At 63.6% G+C, this 14,406-nt stretch carries 14 protein-coding genes and 2 pseudogenes; 8 read left to right on the plus strand and 8 right to left on the minus strand.

Annotated features, from left to right (window positions below; all coding sequences use genetic code 11):
- Positions 1 to 142: 142 nt before the first annotated feature.
- Complete coding sequence (locus ACVWYI_RS11870) at positions 143 to 1,675, minus strand: MFS transporter (RefSeq protein ID WP_456662076.1); 1,533 nt, start codon at positions 1,673 to 1,675, stop codon at positions 143 to 145.
- Positions 1,676 to 2,284: 609 nt separating this feature from the next.
- Between ACVWYI_RS11870 and ACVWYI_RS11875 the strand changes: the two are divergent.
- Positions 2,285 to 2,562: pseudogene (locus ACVWYI_RS11875) on the plus strand (PilZ domain-containing protein); the annotation flags it as partial.
- 343 nt (positions 2,563 to 2,905) lie between these two features.
- On the opposite strand, the gene ACVWYI_RS11880 reads toward ACVWYI_RS11875, so the two are convergent.
- The 4 genes and pseudogenes from ACVWYI_RS11880 to ACVWYI_RS11895 all read right to left on the minus strand — a co-directional run bounded on the left by ACVWYI_RS11880 (position 2,906) and on the right by ACVWYI_RS11895 (position 5,317).
- On the minus strand, positions 2,906 to 3,388 hold the full coding sequence (locus ACVWYI_RS11880) for a DUF2269 family protein (RefSeq protein ID WP_456662077.1): 483 nt from the start codon (positions 3,386 to 3,388) through the stop codon (positions 2,906 to 2,908).
- Complete coding sequence (locus tag ACVWYI_RS11885; protein WP_456662078.1) at positions 3,388 to 4,137, minus strand: DoxX-like family protein; 750 nt, start codon at positions 4,135 to 4,137, stop codon at positions 3,388 to 3,390. Before ACVWYI_RS11885 ends, ACVWYI_RS11880 begins: the two co-directional genes overlap by 1 nt.
- 14 nt (positions 4,138 to 4,151) lie before the next feature.
- Positions 4,152 to 4,538, minus strand: a pseudogene (locus ACVWYI_RS11890) (NAD(P)H-binding protein); the annotation flags it as partial.
- Between the two features lie 497 nt (positions 4,539 to 5,035).
- Positions 5,036 to 5,317, minus strand: coding sequence for a helix-turn-helix domain-containing protein (locus tag ACVWYI_RS11895; RefSeq protein WP_456662079.1), 282 nt, complete (start codon positions 5,315 to 5,317; stop codon positions 5,036 to 5,038).
- A gap of 366 nt (positions 5,318 to 5,683) precedes the next feature.
- On the opposite strand from ACVWYI_RS11895, the gene ACVWYI_RS11900 reads away from it, so the two are divergent.
- The 6 genes from ACVWYI_RS11900 to ACVWYI_RS11925 all read left to right on the plus strand — a co-directional run bounded on the left by ACVWYI_RS11900 (position 5,684) and on the right by ACVWYI_RS11925 (position 10,063).
- The gene (locus ACVWYI_RS11900; protein ID WP_456662080.1) at positions 5,684 to 5,815 is read left to right on the plus strand and encodes a hypothetical protein; all 132 of its coding nucleotides are present in this window, start codon (positions 5,684 to 5,686) and stop codon (positions 5,813 to 5,815) included.
- A gap of 2 nt (positions 5,816 to 5,817) precedes the next feature.
- Complete coding sequence (locus ACVWYI_RS11905) at positions 5,818 to 6,393, plus strand: hypothetical protein (protein WP_456662081.1); 576 nt, start codon at positions 5,818 to 5,820, stop codon at positions 6,391 to 6,393.
- Between the two features lie 178 nt (positions 6,394 to 6,571).
- The gene (locus ACVWYI_RS11910; protein WP_456662082.1) at positions 6,572 to 7,015 is read left to right on the plus strand and encodes a hypothetical protein; all 444 of its coding nucleotides are present in this window, start codon (positions 6,572 to 6,574) and stop codon (positions 7,013 to 7,015) included.
- Complete coding sequence (locus ACVWYI_RS11915) at positions 7,012 to 7,794, plus strand: metallophosphoesterase (RefSeq protein ID WP_456662083.1); 783 nt, start codon at positions 7,012 to 7,014, stop codon at positions 7,792 to 7,794. The genes ACVWYI_RS11910 and ACVWYI_RS11915 overlap by 4 nt, the downstream gene beginning before the upstream one ends.
- 3 nt (positions 7,795 to 7,797) lie before the next feature.
- Complete coding sequence (locus ACVWYI_RS11920; RefSeq protein ID WP_456662084.1) at positions 7,798 to 9,870, plus strand: AAA family ATPase; 2,073 nt, start codon at positions 7,798 to 7,800, stop codon at positions 9,868 to 9,870.
- A gap of 34 nt (positions 9,871 to 9,904) precedes the next feature.
- A complete protein-coding gene (locus tag ACVWYI_RS11925; protein WP_456662085.1) occupies positions 9,905 to 10,063 on the plus strand; it encodes a hypothetical protein in 159 nt (52 codons plus the stop codon).
- A 343-nt stretch (positions 10,064 to 10,406) separates the two neighbouring features.
- Here ACVWYI_RS11925 and ACVWYI_RS11930 read toward each other — a convergent pair whose 3' ends face one another.
- Complete coding sequence (locus tag ACVWYI_RS11930; RefSeq protein WP_456662086.1) at positions 10,407 to 11,153, minus strand: helix-turn-helix domain-containing protein; 747 nt, start codon at positions 11,151 to 11,153, stop codon at positions 10,407 to 10,409.
- The gene (locus ACVWYI_RS11935) at positions 11,150 to 12,430 is read right to left on the minus strand and encodes a ParB/RepB/Spo0J family partition protein (protein ID WP_456662087.1); all 1,281 of its coding nucleotides are present in this window, start codon (positions 12,428 to 12,430) and stop codon (positions 11,150 to 11,152) included. The genes ACVWYI_RS11930 and ACVWYI_RS11935 overlap by 4 nt, the downstream gene beginning before the upstream one ends.
- A 507-nt stretch (positions 12,431 to 12,937) precedes the next feature.
- Here ACVWYI_RS11935 and ACVWYI_RS11940 point away from each other — a divergent pair.
- Positions 12,938 to 13,258 carry a hypothetical protein gene (locus ACVWYI_RS11940; protein ID WP_456662088.1) on the plus strand — a complete coding sequence of 107 codons (321 nt, stop codon included), beginning with the start codon at positions 12,938 to 12,940 and terminating at the stop codon, positions 13,256 to 13,258.
- 529 nt (positions 13,259 to 13,787) lie between these two features.
- Here the strand turns inward: ACVWYI_RS11940 and ACVWYI_RS11945 are convergent.
- The gene (locus tag ACVWYI_RS11945) at positions 13,788 to 14,345 is read right to left on the minus strand and encodes a response regulator transcription factor (RefSeq protein WP_456662089.1); all 558 of its coding nucleotides are present in this window, start codon (positions 14,343 to 14,345) and stop codon (positions 13,788 to 13,790) included.
- Between the last annotated feature and the right edge of the window lie 61 nt (positions 14,346 to 14,406).

Genomic DNA, 14,406 nt, shown 5'->3' on the forward strand with positions numbered 1-14,406 from the left:
CCTTGGTCAGGCAGAGCACCTCAATCGCGATGTCGAGCCACTACGCTGTGCCGGCGGGGCTGCTCGTCAAGCGCGAATATCTGTTGGCGATTGGCCCTCGGCGGAAGCGCGGCCCGACTGGGACCTCCCTAGACGTCCGCCTTCAACGCGCCGCTTGCGATCCAATCGGTCGGATCCACAACCGAAAAAGAATGCCGCCTAGCAAGGAGCAGAGCGCCGCCACCTGCAACACTATGCGTAGCGCGCGTTCGAACGCTGCCGTTGCGGCTTCGGTGATGCCGGCTTGTCCGGCCAGTATTGCATTCAGCGCTTCGTTGGCTTCTGCGCGCGGCGAACCGGCAAGATGATACGAAAAGCTGGCGAACAAAACGGCGCCGAGCGCCGCGACTGCAAAGAGACCTGCCACCCGGGCGACCGCGTTGTTGATGCCCGAAGCGACCCCGGCGTGGGCGTCGCCCACTGACGACATCACCATCGAGGTCAGCGGCGGGACGGTGATGGTCATGCCGATGCCAAATACGCAGATCGCCGGAAACGCTCCGGCCCAGTAGGATTGTCGAAAATCGGCAAAAGCCAGCAGCGCCAGACCGCAGCCTGCGATGACGGGTCCGAAGGTGAGCGACTGCCGCGGCCCGAAACGATCGGAAAGCCTGCCGGCGAATTGCGCGCCGAAACCCATGATGACAGCAAATGGAAGCAGCGCAGCGCCGGCCTGCGTCGCGGAGTAGCCGCCGAGCCGGATCAAGCCGAACGGCAGATAATACAGCGCGCCGCCTAGCGCGAAGTAAAGCAACAGCGTCAATACGTTGGCTGCGGAAAAACTGCGCGAACCGTACAGCGATAGCGGCATCATTGCTCGTGCACCGAGCCGAACTTCCATTGCGAGAAATAACAAGAACAATACAAATCCCAATCCGAGCGCGCCGATTACGGTTCTGTCAGAAAATCCCGACGCGGGAACAGCGCCAAGCCCCCAGCTGATCGCGGCGAGACCGGCGGCAACCATGGCCGCTCCGGCCCAGTCCAGCGATTTTGCATTGTCATTTCGGCTTTCGCCCGCGAAGCCGCTCGCAAGTCCCGCCGCGACGGCCGCCAGCGGCACATTGAGCAGAAAAATCGCACGCCACGACACCTGATCGACGAGCCAGCCGCCCAGTACCGGGCCGACGGCAGCGGTCAGCGCGCCGACACCAGCCCATACTCCGATCGCATGGTTGCGCTCGTGCTCGTCAAAAGTCGCTCCCAATAGCGCGAGGCTTGCCGGGATGAGGAGCGCGGCGCCAACCCCTTGGATTGCGCGGCTTGCGATTAACACGGTGATGTTCGGTGACAGGCCGCACGTAATGGAGGCCATGGTGAATATCGTAATGCCGAAAACAAAGATGCGTCGACGGCCGTAAAGATCGGCAGCCGCCCCCCCAACCAGCACCATAGCGCTGAGCAGCAGCAGATAGGCACTAACGATCCATTGGGTCGCGGCCACCCCTGCATGCAGGGCGTGCTGAATCGCCGGCAGGGCGATATTCACGACCGAGCCGTCGACCAATGCCATGCTCGAACCGAATATGGTCGCCACCAGCGTCAGCCGCTTGCGTCTTTGCGGCAGTGCTGCGTCAAAAGCTGGTATGGCCCGGATAATGTTGGCTTCGCAGGGAGGTTGTGTGAAACCAACCATTTGGGGGCTCGAGAAGCGTGGCTGTCGCTATCAGCGTGCGCCTCGCGGGTACCGTTGGCAACCGTCGGTTCAGCCCGTTTCGCCGAGGTCGATCGCTCGGGTGGTCGGCAGATCCGGCAGGATGCCCGCTCAGGCCGATGTCTGCTTGTGGCCCGAAGGCGAAGATTGCCATCGTGTCCGGCACGTCGGCAGTCGGGGCCAGAGCGGACATCGAGAAGACGCGGGCAAAATCGACGCGAATGACCCGCAGCAGATATTTGCCGGAGGGCTCTCGCGCCGCGCATCCGCCTGCAGAATTTTGCTGGCGGTTACGATTTGCGGGGCGCTACGGCTCCTGCTTCTCAGCGAGTTCTCGCGCAGCCAAACTAAGCTCCAGCTCTCTGAGCTTGCTCCATCAGCCGCTCCAGTCGGATGGCTTCAGTGAATGCACGCCGTGTAACGTCAGTTGGCTCTGGAGGATCGTCGCCATCATGGCTTTGACGCTCATGGGGACCTCGACTGAAAAATCAGAACGTCATGAGTTCAATCTGAAGTAGATGCGAAAGATTGCGGATGGACAGGCAGTGACATCTCTCGTGCCTTCGCTCTCAGACATGGAGCGCGGGCCCAATGATCCCCGACAAGAGAGCAACGCACCGAGTGTCATTCGAGAGGCCCATTACTGCCGACATGATGGCGATAGATGGGACGTGGCGACGTGCCTGTACGCTCAAGGACGTCTCGGACTCCGGAGCGAAGCTGCTGGTCGAGGGTTCAGTCCAAGGACTTCCCCTCAAGGAATTCTTCCTGGTGCTCTCCTCACTAGGGTTGGCCTATCGTCGCTGCGAGCTTTTGCTTGGGTGAATGGCGAGCAGTTGGGAGTCACGTTCATCGAGACAAACCCAAAAGGAGGAGAGCCCGGGCGCCAGTGCCTGCCGGGCCGTAGCGAACCGGCTCCGGTGTCCCGCCCCGGCACAATGAACCTTGACACAGTGTGTGCAGACACATGGTATCGGGATTTTGCAATTTCCCTCCCGGGGCTGGAAGCCGCCGCCTGCGATCATTTAAGCAGGCGGCGTTTTTGCTTCCGCAGCCTTTGCCAGGCGGTGTCCTGGTCTGGATCAAGCGTGCCCGAATGCGGACGGCACCGGCCGCCCGTACTGGCCTGTTCTCGAACATCGCTCCTCGATCCGGGCAGCCCCAGGCCCAGGATGGGATTGGTGGAGCACGTCAGCCTCTTATGAGGACCGTCTACGAATCCCAGTATGGAATAGGCGGGCGGGCGATCATCAGCCAGAAGATAACCAGCACGGTTGCGAACGCCGGAAATCCAAAGGCGAACCACCATCGAAAGAGTTGGTAATACCGGGCAGGCAGCTTGGCGTTGGTCTCTACCGCACGAACGGCAAGATCGCGCATTTGCATCTGCATCCACACCACCGGTAGCCAGCAGGCGCCGGTCACCAAGTAGAGTGCGATGGACGTCGCAACCCACCCATCGCGAAGGGAATATCCGCTCGACCAAGCGAGCCATGTGCCGGTGATCGGCTGCAGGACCACGGCACTCGCCGTAAACAGGAAGTCGGCCAGTACTACCGTCCGCGCTACCCCTGCGATCTCGCGCGGGTCACCGCGCAGATGCGCCACCAGCATGAAAAAGGCGATGCCAGCCCCAGTACCGAGCAGGACGGCAGCACCGATGATGTGCACCATCTTGAGAAGGAAATAGAACATCAGCGATCCTCCCGGATCGCCATGGCAACCAGATTGAGCATCAGAACCGGCCAGATCTTCAGCATTGGCCCAAGCGGATCGGCCCACAGCCGCGGCACCAGCGCCGTGCCGATCACGACGTAGGTTAGCGAGATGATCAGTGCTGCCCAGAGCCCGTAGCGGCTCAGAGGCCGCCAAAGAATCGCGACGCCGATACCGATGTCGGCGAGCGCGCCCGAGATGACGGTGAGAGAAGCGAATTTTTCCGGCACCCTGCCTTCCCGTAGCAAGGACATTCCAATTTCCCAGCCAGGGCCGAGCGAGATGATGCCTGTGACGATCCAGAACAAGCCGAATGCGCCGAATATCAGCGGCTTGAGCGCATATAGCCGGGCAAACCAGCGTTCCTGCACCGAGGCGGGCTCGCGTGCGAGCGCGTCTTCAAGATCGCGCGGCCTCAAGCCGGTAAGCTGACGCCAGGGGTCGGGATCGCCGGTCGCGCCGCGCCGCATTTCCGCCTTTGCAGTCGAACTGACCGGCGTTCCCCAACCCAGCATCTGGGCCAGGTCCCCCGCCCGGTAAGCGCCCGAAGCCGCCCAACCAGGCAGGTGCAGGCGGTAAGCGGGCTTCCAGCGCAGCCAGGCGCGAAACAGCGCGACAGCGTCGCTGAACGCGATCCGCCAACCGGTAGTGATGCCAGACCTCGCAATAGTGCGCTGCCCCCATAGGCGGGCCGGCCCACCACCACGGAAGGCCGCAGTACGACCCAATCGAGGCCGCGGGCCATCAAGGCGGCTTCGCCTTCCCGCTTGGTACGAGAAAAATCAGTGGGCGCATCCCGGTCTATGCCGATCGCCGAGAACAGTATGACCCGGCGGACGCCCGCGCTTTCGCACGCCGTATAAAGCGCTGCGCTGCCGGCGACGTGAACCCCTTGCATGTCCTGACCCTGCAGGGCACCCGCCGCATTGATGACGGCATCGACGCCGGCAAGAATGCCCTTCCATCTCGAAGCGTCGGCGGTCCTTGCAACATCGAGGGTGACGTGTTGCGTATCAGGCGCCGCGTCCGGATTGCGCGACACCAATCCGCATTCATGCCCCTCGGCGGACAGCCTGGCGTGGATTGCCGATCCAACAAGCCCCGTACCGCCGACGAGAAGGATGCGCATTGACCGGGTCCTTCGATCGGCGGCCGAATATCGCAAACGCCGATCAAATTCTTGAAGGTGCGGACGACCAAAGCGGGGCTGATGCAATCGTTCCTCAGGGCGGAACAGATGAATTGGGCAGCAGGCAGAGCCTTGTCTTTGGCAGCGGGCCGGCGATTCCTATCGGCTCGACGATGCGATCAGCCACGGACAACAGAACGTAGTCATGCTCATGCTGTTGCTGAAGCTTGCCGATTTAGCGATCGAACGGGACATCCGCCTGCAGCTAAAGGATGTTCGTGGGCGCATCGCTCATGGGCAACCCACGCCGGAGGCTATGGCCCTCGGCTACGTGGTGGCATTCTTCCCGGCCTTAGAAACTCGATCAGGACCGGGCACTTTCATATTCCTTAGCATCGCCCGCATTAGTACCGCGAAGCTCCCTGCATTCGCCGCCGTCAAAGAACCACTTGAGCCTATCTCCACGTTACCGGTACCGAGCTTCGAGGAAATCCCGATTAGGGCGGCGATTGCTGCGGCTTCGCACGAATCCGCACACCTTCGCCCGTGCGGTCGTTGGCGAAGGTGAACTCTATCCCGCATTCGTCTTCGAGGACGCGTTGCAGCTTCTCAAGCACCGCTCTACGGCGCGGATCGTACCGATCAGACGACACGGTCGTCTCGATTTTGGCGATCACCATCCGAGAGACGCCTGCATGCTGTGCAAGTTCGGTCTGGCTCCAGCCGATCAGCCCGCGTGCCGCACGGAGGAGGGCGGGGGTCAGCAGCTGATCATCCATTGGCTACGTCATTTCTCAGAGTTCGAATGGGCGGGTCGGACATAACGGAGCGCTATGAATAATTAGAATCTTACGCTTTTTCTTAACCAGTTCTTATGGTTAACGAAATCTTCGTAGACATTTTGTCTATGATCTTCGGAAATCCGTGCTACGTTGTTTGGGAACGGACCAGGGACGAGGGCTAATGGCGGATTACGAGAAGCATCTTCACAGCGCCGCATGGCGGGAAATCCGCCAGCGTGCACTCGCGGCCGCCGACCATCGCTGCCTGCTTTGCGCGGCTACCGAGGAACTCGAGGCGCATCATCGCACGTACGACAACCTCGGCGACGAGCGCGACAGCGACCTGACGGTGCTGTGCCGTGAGTGCCACGAGGTGGTGACGAGCATGCTGCGCGCGCGCGCAAGTATGCCGCCAAGCCCGCGTCGTACGCGGACATCGTCCGCAGCATCGCCGAGGCGACGCCGCTGTTCGATCCCACCGACGGGGAGGTCTGATCATGGCGGTGGAGATGATCACGCTGCGCCTGGTCGGCGTCGGCCCGATGCTGATGCGTTCGAGCCGCCTGGCGGACCCGCTCGATCCGCAGGCGAAGGCTTTGAGCAAGGTCACGTCGAAGAGGAGCAAGGTCGACGCCGATCATCATCGGATCGCGGAGCTCGAGTTCTTCGGCTCGATGTGGCTCCACGAGGGCCGGCCGTGTCTGCCGCCCGCTGCGATCAAGGGCGCGCTCGTCAACGGCGCCAAGACGGTGCGCAAGGGCAACGCGGCCAAGGCTGCCTTCGTCGCCGAAGGTCCCGCGATCCTCGAATACGATGGTCCGAAGACGGTCCCCGAGCTGTGGGACGACCCGCGTTTCCGCCATCGGCAGATGGTGCGCATCGGCGACTCGCTGGTGGCGCGCACCCGCCCGTGCTTCGACGGCTGGAGCGCGGCGGTCCGCGGCTCGTTCATCACGACCATCCTCAACCACGAGGACGTTATCGGCTACTTCCGCATGGCCGGTCCCTACGGGATCGGTGATTACCGTCCCGACTTCGGTCGCTTCCTGATCGAGGAGTCGCAGCTCGAATAGTTCTTGGCTTGGCTCGACACCGCGAGGCTAGGCGTGGTCCGGCACGGCGTGACGTGACGGGGCGTGTCCCGGCGCGGCAGGGCAGGGTCCGCCTAGGACCCTCCCTCGCCTAACCTTTTCGAATTCCGCATTTCGACATCACGCGCGGCCTTCCGCGCGAACGACGGAGCTTTACCCAATGGACGAACGCGAAGGCCTGCGCGGCGAAGCGTTGCCCCCGGTGCTCTTCTATTGGCGGACGAAGGTCGCCGAATCCTTCGATGAGAGCGCGCGCGCCGAGGTGGCCCACTTCGTCGCCGGCATCTCCGCCACGATGCCCGAGTGGCGTACGGCGATCCGCGGCGACGCGGCCGCGGCCGTCGGTCTCGTTGTCGGACGGCGCATCCCCGAGCACATCGGCCTGCGCGTCGACCTCAGCATGACGGTGCTGCTGGCCTGCGCCTTCGCCGACCCCGCCGCGGCGCTGGTGCTGTCGCACACGTTGGCCCGCATGCCGATCGAGCCGCGCGAGCGGGCGCGCCTCTCGGCCTCCTGGTCGATGCACAAGATCTGGCTCGGCAGCCGCCGTGCCGGAGCGCGCGAGCCCAAGACGCCGACCGGCCCGAATGGAGGCGCATCATGATCCTGCAGCCGATGAGCGATCTGCATTCCGATTTCCCCGGCTTTAAGGGTTATCCGTCGCCGGCGCCCGGAGCTTCCGTGATCGTCGTCGCCGGCGACACGCGGCAGGGTCTCGCCGCCGCCCTGCGGGAATTGCGCGCGGCCTATCCGCCGCCGCTCGAAGTCGTCGTCGTAGCCGGCAACCACGAGTTCTGGGCGCGCCCGGCATTGCCCGCGACGATCGTCGAAGGCCGTCGCGTCGCCGCCGACCTCGGGCTGCACTACCTGGAGAACGAGGTCGCGGTCATTGGCGGCGCGACGGGCGTCCGCTTCGCCGGCTGCACGCTGTGGTCCGACTACGGGCTGTTCGGCGAGGCGTCACGCGCGGCAGCGATGCGCGCGGCCCTCGAAGGCATGCGCGACCACAAGCGCATCAAGTGGAGCTCGAATCCTTGGGCGCGTTTCCGCCCACAGGAGGCGCGCGCGTTGCACCTGACGTCTCTGGCTTTTCTCGAGGCCGTCCTCGCGACGCACCACCCCGGCCATACCGTCGTGGTGACGCACTTCGCACCGACGATCGACGCCGTGTCGCCGCCGTATCGCGACGGCCTGCTGGCCGCTTCTGCCTGCACCGAGCTCACGCCGCTGATCGATCGTTACCAGCCGGCCGCTTGGATCTCGGGCCACACGCACTTCAGCTGCCGCCTGCGCCGCGGCCCCACGACGCTGATGCTCTCGAACCCCCTTGGCTACCCGGACGAGCGTCTCGGGTTCGATCCCCTTCTCACCATCGAGATCTAGACGATGAACGAAACGACGAGCATTCCGCATGCCTCGGGCGCCTATGACGGCGGCACGCGTCGCACGCCTTCCTTCGACGGCGCCGGCATCGGACCCATCGAGCTGCGGGTGTACGGCGAGGCCTGGCGCGAAGGGCTGCGCTTCCGCCGAGACGTGAGCGGCGATGGCCCGGAGCGCCCTCCGCGCACCCGATCGCCCGGGTTCGCCGGGCTGCTGCGCATGCCGTCGGAGATGGACGACGACAACACGGGCTTCGAGGAGAGCGCGGGCCGCGAGGGATGCCCTCCGAGCGCGACGCGGATCGCCGCGGCGTTGCTGCTGGCGCGCGCCTTCGACGCCTCGCCGGACGCGGCGCGTGACCTCGTCTCGGGCGGCGCTCCGGTCGTCGTCGACGTCGCCGACGGCGCGGTGCTCGACGCGCTGAAGGGTGAGTGGCGCGGGATGTTCTTCGACGACCCGGCGCGGTTGATTGACCTGGTCAGGACCGCGCCTGGTCGTCGCAGTGCGCTCGACGGCGCCTACATCATGCTGAAGGAGCCGCTCAAGGGCGCCGCGAAGGAGCGTCTCGAACGCGTCACCGCTGACATGTGCGGTTACGCCCTCCCGTTCGTCGCTTTCTCGCCCGACGGCCGCGCCTGCCTGCCGAAGGTGGTGAACGACGCAGCGCGGCATCGGATCGAACTGCCGATGCTCGACCACGCCACGGTCTCGCGCACGATCCGTGCCGTGACCGGCGTCAGGACGGCGGTGGACTTGCCGGCCGAGACGGTGCGCGATCTCGGCGTCGGCGACCTCGCGGCCGCCATCCGCTTCGACCGGACGCCGGCGGCGTGCGTCGACGAGCTGCGCCGTCTCGCGTTGCTGAAGAGCGCCGGGCGGGCGTCTCGCGGGCTGTTTCTCTCCGAGATCCACGGCATGGCCGCGGCGCGCGCCTGGGCCGACGACGCGATCACAGGGCTCGCCGCCTGGCGACGGGGTGAGGCCACCTGGGACGATTCGGCCTCGAGCGCTGTGATGCTCGCGGGGCCGCCCGGCGTTGGCAAGACGCTGTTCGCCGAGGCCTTCGCGCGGAGCGCATTGGGCGAGGACTCGAAATCCGGCATCCCGCTGATCGTGTGCTCGTATTATTCGTGGCAGGCAGAGGGCCACTTGGGTGATTTCCTGGCGGCCATGCGCCGCGACTTCGCCTCCGCCCGCGCGTGTGCGCCCTGTGTGATTCTGCTTGAGGAGTGCGACAGTTTCGTCGACCGCCGTGGCGTCAAGCATTCGCACTCGGACTACGTCAGGAACTGCGTCAACGCCCTTCTCGAGGAGGTCGATGGCGTGCGCAGGCGGGAGGGCGTGTTCCTGATCGGCTGCACCAATCAGGTCGAGGCCTGCGATCCCGCGCTGCTCCGCGCGGGCCGCTTCGAGAACGTGGTGCGCATCGGCCTGCCCGATCCCGCCGAGCTCGAGAAGATCTTCCTGGTGCGCTTGAAGGGCGATCTGACCGGCGCCGACATCTCCGCCATCGTGGCGTCGGCGGCCGGCATGACCGGCGCCGACGCGGAGCGCGCGGTCAAGGACGCTCGCCGGGCCGCGCGTCGCGAGAACCGCGCGCTGCGGCTCGACGACCTCCGTCGTGCCGTCGTCGGCGACGACGACCTCTCTGACGAGCAGCGCTGGCGGACGGCGGTCCACGAAGCGGGCCACGCCCTGGTCGACGTGCTGCGCTTCGGCGCCCACGGCGTCGTCGCCAACACGACGCGCACGGACAAGAGGCTCGGGATGTCGATGCGCACGGCGACGCTCGCGTTCGACGGCACGGCGACCGCCTATCGCTCCCGGATCGAGGTCCTTCTGGCCGGGCGCGCCGCGGAGGAAATCCTGCTCGGCGAGGCGTCCGACGGCGCCCGCGAGGACCTCGCGGAAGCGACCAGGCTCAGCTGCGCGATGCTGGGTGGACTAGGCCTGTCGGGGGCCTTCGCCCTTGACCCATCTCGGCGACCTGCGCCGCGCGGAGGAGTTTCTCCGCTACGTCGACATCCGCGCAGCGGTCGGCATCGAGCTCACCGAAGCAGATCGCACGTGCCATGACCTACTCGAGGCTAACCGGTCGGCGCTGATCGCGGTGGCGCGCCAGCTGTTCGAGGGGAGCAGCGTCGTCGGCGGCGAGATCGCTGCGGTGCTCGAGGCCGCCCGCTCGAAAGAGTCGCCGAAGCCGGCGACGCCGGAGGGCGGCGTTGTCCTGCGCCTCGTCGACGATCCCGGCCGGCCGGAAGGGCCGTGACGGCGGCGCGGCGCAGTCCGCTGCATTTCTTGGAGAATGGTGGTCGCGCGAGCGGAAGAGTTCATTTTGCAAAGATGACGGCTGTCCGATCCCGTGGTCTTCCAGAAGAGCCAGAGCGGACCGAAGTGCTTCCTCTTTGAGGGCAAGTTCGCTTCCCAGCTTGGTCGTCCTTCTGCCGCTCCGAGAGCTGCTGCCGGGCCTTTTGCTTCAACGCCTCAATGCGCTGATGCATCTGCATCGTGACGTCGTACACGCGGGCCTGCGCATTCCCGGGTCTTTGCGATCCGATCATCGCTAACCTGTTTCGCCTGTACCTTGGCCTCGGCGGGGCGCCTCCTCAACTCTAGCCATCTCCCTGACCAGCCCGGCACGAGTTGAGGATCTCCGCCTCGAAGTACTTCCACGACCCAATTCGAGCGCCGTCGCCAACTCGCCTGGCGACCTTGATCAGGCAAGCTTGGACTTCACGCTCATTGAACTGCGTCAGCCAGGTGACGACCGGCGCCAGATTGTTGATACCTGGGGCGGACCAGTCAATTGCAGATCCCAACTCCATCGCAATCTCCTCGATGGTCCGAGCAGCGTGGGTCATTGCCTCTAGGTCGGGGCGCCCTGGTTCGGGAAATGGTTCGAGAAAGTGCGCAGTGGTTTGCTTCTGTCTGGGTGTTTCATCCTCGTAGATTACGCTGAAACTCGTTCCGGTGGGCACCTGAACGACGTTCTGGTGATCACCAGAAACAGCTTCATTCTTCGGCGTGGGATGGGAAGGGGTATCCGCAGGAGGCGGGCCGACTGGCGGCGCCGCGGCCGGCGGCGGCTCGGGAGGACGGATAAGGAGAGTGATCCAGTCAGACGTACGCTTGCTGTTGATCACTCTCGGGCGGCGGTGGATGAGTTTAAGCGTTTCAAGTTTGGCCAATGCGGTGCAGACCGTGCGCTCGGTGAGGCGGGTCCGCGCTGCGATGGTCTTCTGCTTGGGCCAACACACATTATCGTGGTTCGCGCGATCGCAGAGGTCGAGGAGAACGATCTTCTCTGTGGAAGTGACCTTGAGCTGGTCCCATCCCCATATCGTTGCGCGAAGGGTCATTTGCCGTCCTCGGATTCGGAGGTTTCGAACGATTTGGGTTCGAGAGTCGTGGGCGCAGCCTTGGTTTCGTCGATCCACACAAGAAATCTTGCGCGAGCGGGGATGGAGGCTTCGTGCCAGGCCGCTTGCAGCGCGGCCATTCCCCTGACGCTTTCATCGCACTCAACTCGTTGAACGCCGGGTTGGGCCGAGGTCAAACCGCCACGCGACTGCCCAGATGACATGGGACTGTCGTCTGACTCCCCTTCATCGATTGGCGAACTTGCGGCTTCGGCCGCTGCTCGGATCGCCGAGACTTCTTGACCAGCGGCCGCCCGCTTGATGAGGGCCTCGCGGGTATCGGCCGGCAGCATGGGCAGTGCGTCAAGTTCGTTGCCTCGGTCCAACGATGTACCGACAACGCGCTCCAGATCGCTGCGTCCGTTCTGAGCGGCACGTTGAACGACCCGCTGGACGGACCGCGCGGACTTGCCCATCCGCTTGGCGGTGGTCTCGACAAAGGAGGACGACGCGTCTGCCACATTGGCGGATGCGTGTACCCGACCCATGGCACGATTGGCTGCGGCTGCCCCTCTGGCCTTGGCTTTGCCGTGCAGTTGCTCGTGGAGCTCCCGACGGCGATCAATGGCGAGTGCCTCTTGCGCCGGAGTTAGCGGGCTCCTAACGAGATTCTCTTCGATCTCCCAAAGCTCCGCGTCGTCATCGGTCAGTTCGACGACGCGGCAAAGGATCTTGTCCGCGCCGCTGGCGCGGGCAGCATGGATCCTCTGCCGGCCGGCGACGAGTAGGAATTTGCCAGGGCTTGCCGGATCCGGTCGGAGAACCGGAGGCTGGATGATGTCATGGGTGGACAGGGAGTCGACCATGACCGGGATGAAATCGTCGACGACGTCACGGAGCCGATGACGAGTCGAGATGTCGGCCAGATGTACGAGCCTGAAGGCATCCATTCGGAGGTCGGCACCTGCTGTGAGCGGACCATCGAAGGGATTGGGCAGCAACGGGGTTGCCCTCAACGCCGCATCAGCAGCTTCGCCGGCGTACGGCGATGCACCCGGCTCGCTTGCTTCTTGAGCGAGGTTTGAAGCGGGAGCGCCGGAATGGTCTTTCGGCGGCTGCGAGCCTTCGTGCTTATCGTTGGAGCGTTGAGCCTGATCGAATCTGGGAAAAGCGTAGGGCCGGCGAAACGGGGCGCTGCGCTGGGGCAATTTGACCGAGGGGAAATCCTGTGAACTCTCTAAGAGTCCATCTTCAATGCTGATCGCGCGCCGTTCCACTCTTCTCTCCTGCCTGCGAAGCTCGTGCTGTGCAGACTCATCATGCCAGCTGCATCGCTCCTCGCCAAATGGCGCTGAGCGCGCAAAATTTGTGGACACTCGCTGGGAAATTCAGGCGGGAATTAACGTCTGGCAAAATTTGTTTACGAAATTTTTTTTTTGTCGGTGTTGCCGGTAGCCGCTTGCCCCGTCAGCTGAAACGGTAGCATGCGTGATCATGGGAGCCCCAGCCATCGCAACAATCGGTCCGCGATTGTGCGCTTCCGGCGTTAGTTGCGAGATCGGACGCGCAGGCCCGGAGGCGCGGCGTATCTTTGCAGCGGAATGACGGCTTATGCGGGCCTCTTTGTTGCGTCAGGATATCCACGTTGCGCCCAATCAATGCGCGAAGGTTCTGATGAGAGCCTTAGGTTCGGTCGAATCAGATTCTCTTAACTAGCTCCAGCTCTGCCGACAGAGAAACATGCGCGGCGTCTGTTCCCGTGCGCCACTTAACCGGGAAGTACTTTGACCCGGACGCACGCCTCAATACTGAAGGACAACCTGATCAAGATTTCGCTTATCGTGAATGGTACCTCAGTCACGTTGCCATATTCTGATCTGGCCGCAAGCATCACCACGTTGAAGTCGCTGAAGCTGGATGTCCCCACCAGCGACACGATGTTCCCCGCCGGTCCGGGATCGGATGCGATCAACAACAACTATCTCGCCTGCCACTCGGCCGACCACGTATTGAACCTCGTGGAATGGGCCCAGCGCAAACACGTGGATCCAAGCCAGTTGCAGACTTCGGTCCGCGCTGACGATCCCGGCGTAGGCGGTGCCTGATCCATAGCCGTTCGGATGCTCGCCGAACTTCCACACTGGAGGCGAGCGGACATACCGGACGCAATTCCCATCTTTCGGGGCGGGTTGCGCCTGAACTGCATAGCCACCGGCGATCGCAAGGATCGACGTCCACGGTGTCAATGATGGCTGCCTGATCGGCGCCTGCAGCGCGCATCCACCGGCGAGGCCGATTGTCGCTCGGACTTGATGGCCATCATTGCCTTCGGACATCCGCTCGATTGTCATGCGTTTATACCTCGGCCGGTTGGTGTAAATGCTAGAAACCAACAAGCGTCGTTCTCAAAAAGCCGCGGAGCACGCGATCACAATTGAAGTAGTATCGATCTCGCCATTTCTGGCGTGTCCGGCTCGGGCTGTTTTGCCCGGTGATTTCTTTTAGCTCGCGGCCGGCAACGAATACAACTATGCGGTCGAGCCAGCGGCGCCCGCACAGTCATTGCCGGGTATCCGCGCAAGCAGATCGAGATCCAGGCCGACCCCAACCACAGTTGGGGACCCGTCATCCAAATCATTGACCGGGAAGCGCTTGAGGATGGCGAGCATGACGATGTGCTGGAGCGGGCATCTCAAGATCGAATGCAATGACCTTGTTTGGCTGCCCGGCCACAAGCGCCTCGAGCACCTGCCGCTCGCGTGGACTGAGCGTATTGATCGACGCCGCCGCCGCAGCAATATCATCGGTCCGGCCCTTAGCCGCGCTAGTCTTCAGCGCGGACTCAATCGCTGCTATCAAGGCGTCGTCGCTGTAGGGCTTTTCAATAAAGTCCACGGCTCCCGTCTTCATCGCTCGGACCGCGGTCTGCACGTCGCCTTGAGCCGTCACCACAATGACCGGCAAGTCCGGGTTTATCAGCCGAAGGCGAGCATGAACCTCGAAGCCATCCATCTCCGGCATACGAAGATCCAGCAGGACGCAGCCCCCGAGTAAGCTGCCCGCGACGTCGAGGAACGCTTTTGGCGTTGCATACGACGCCACCTGGAAACCGACCGCATCCAGCAGCCGCTCCAACGATCGGTGGATAGCCGGGTCGTCATCAATAACGTAGATGAACCGTTCGGCGGCCATCGATGGACTCATCGTTCCAGCGGGACGGGCAGCGTCACACGAAAGATTGCTCCGCCACCTC

The organism is Bradyrhizobium sp. LB13.1 (genome assembly GCF_054056815.1).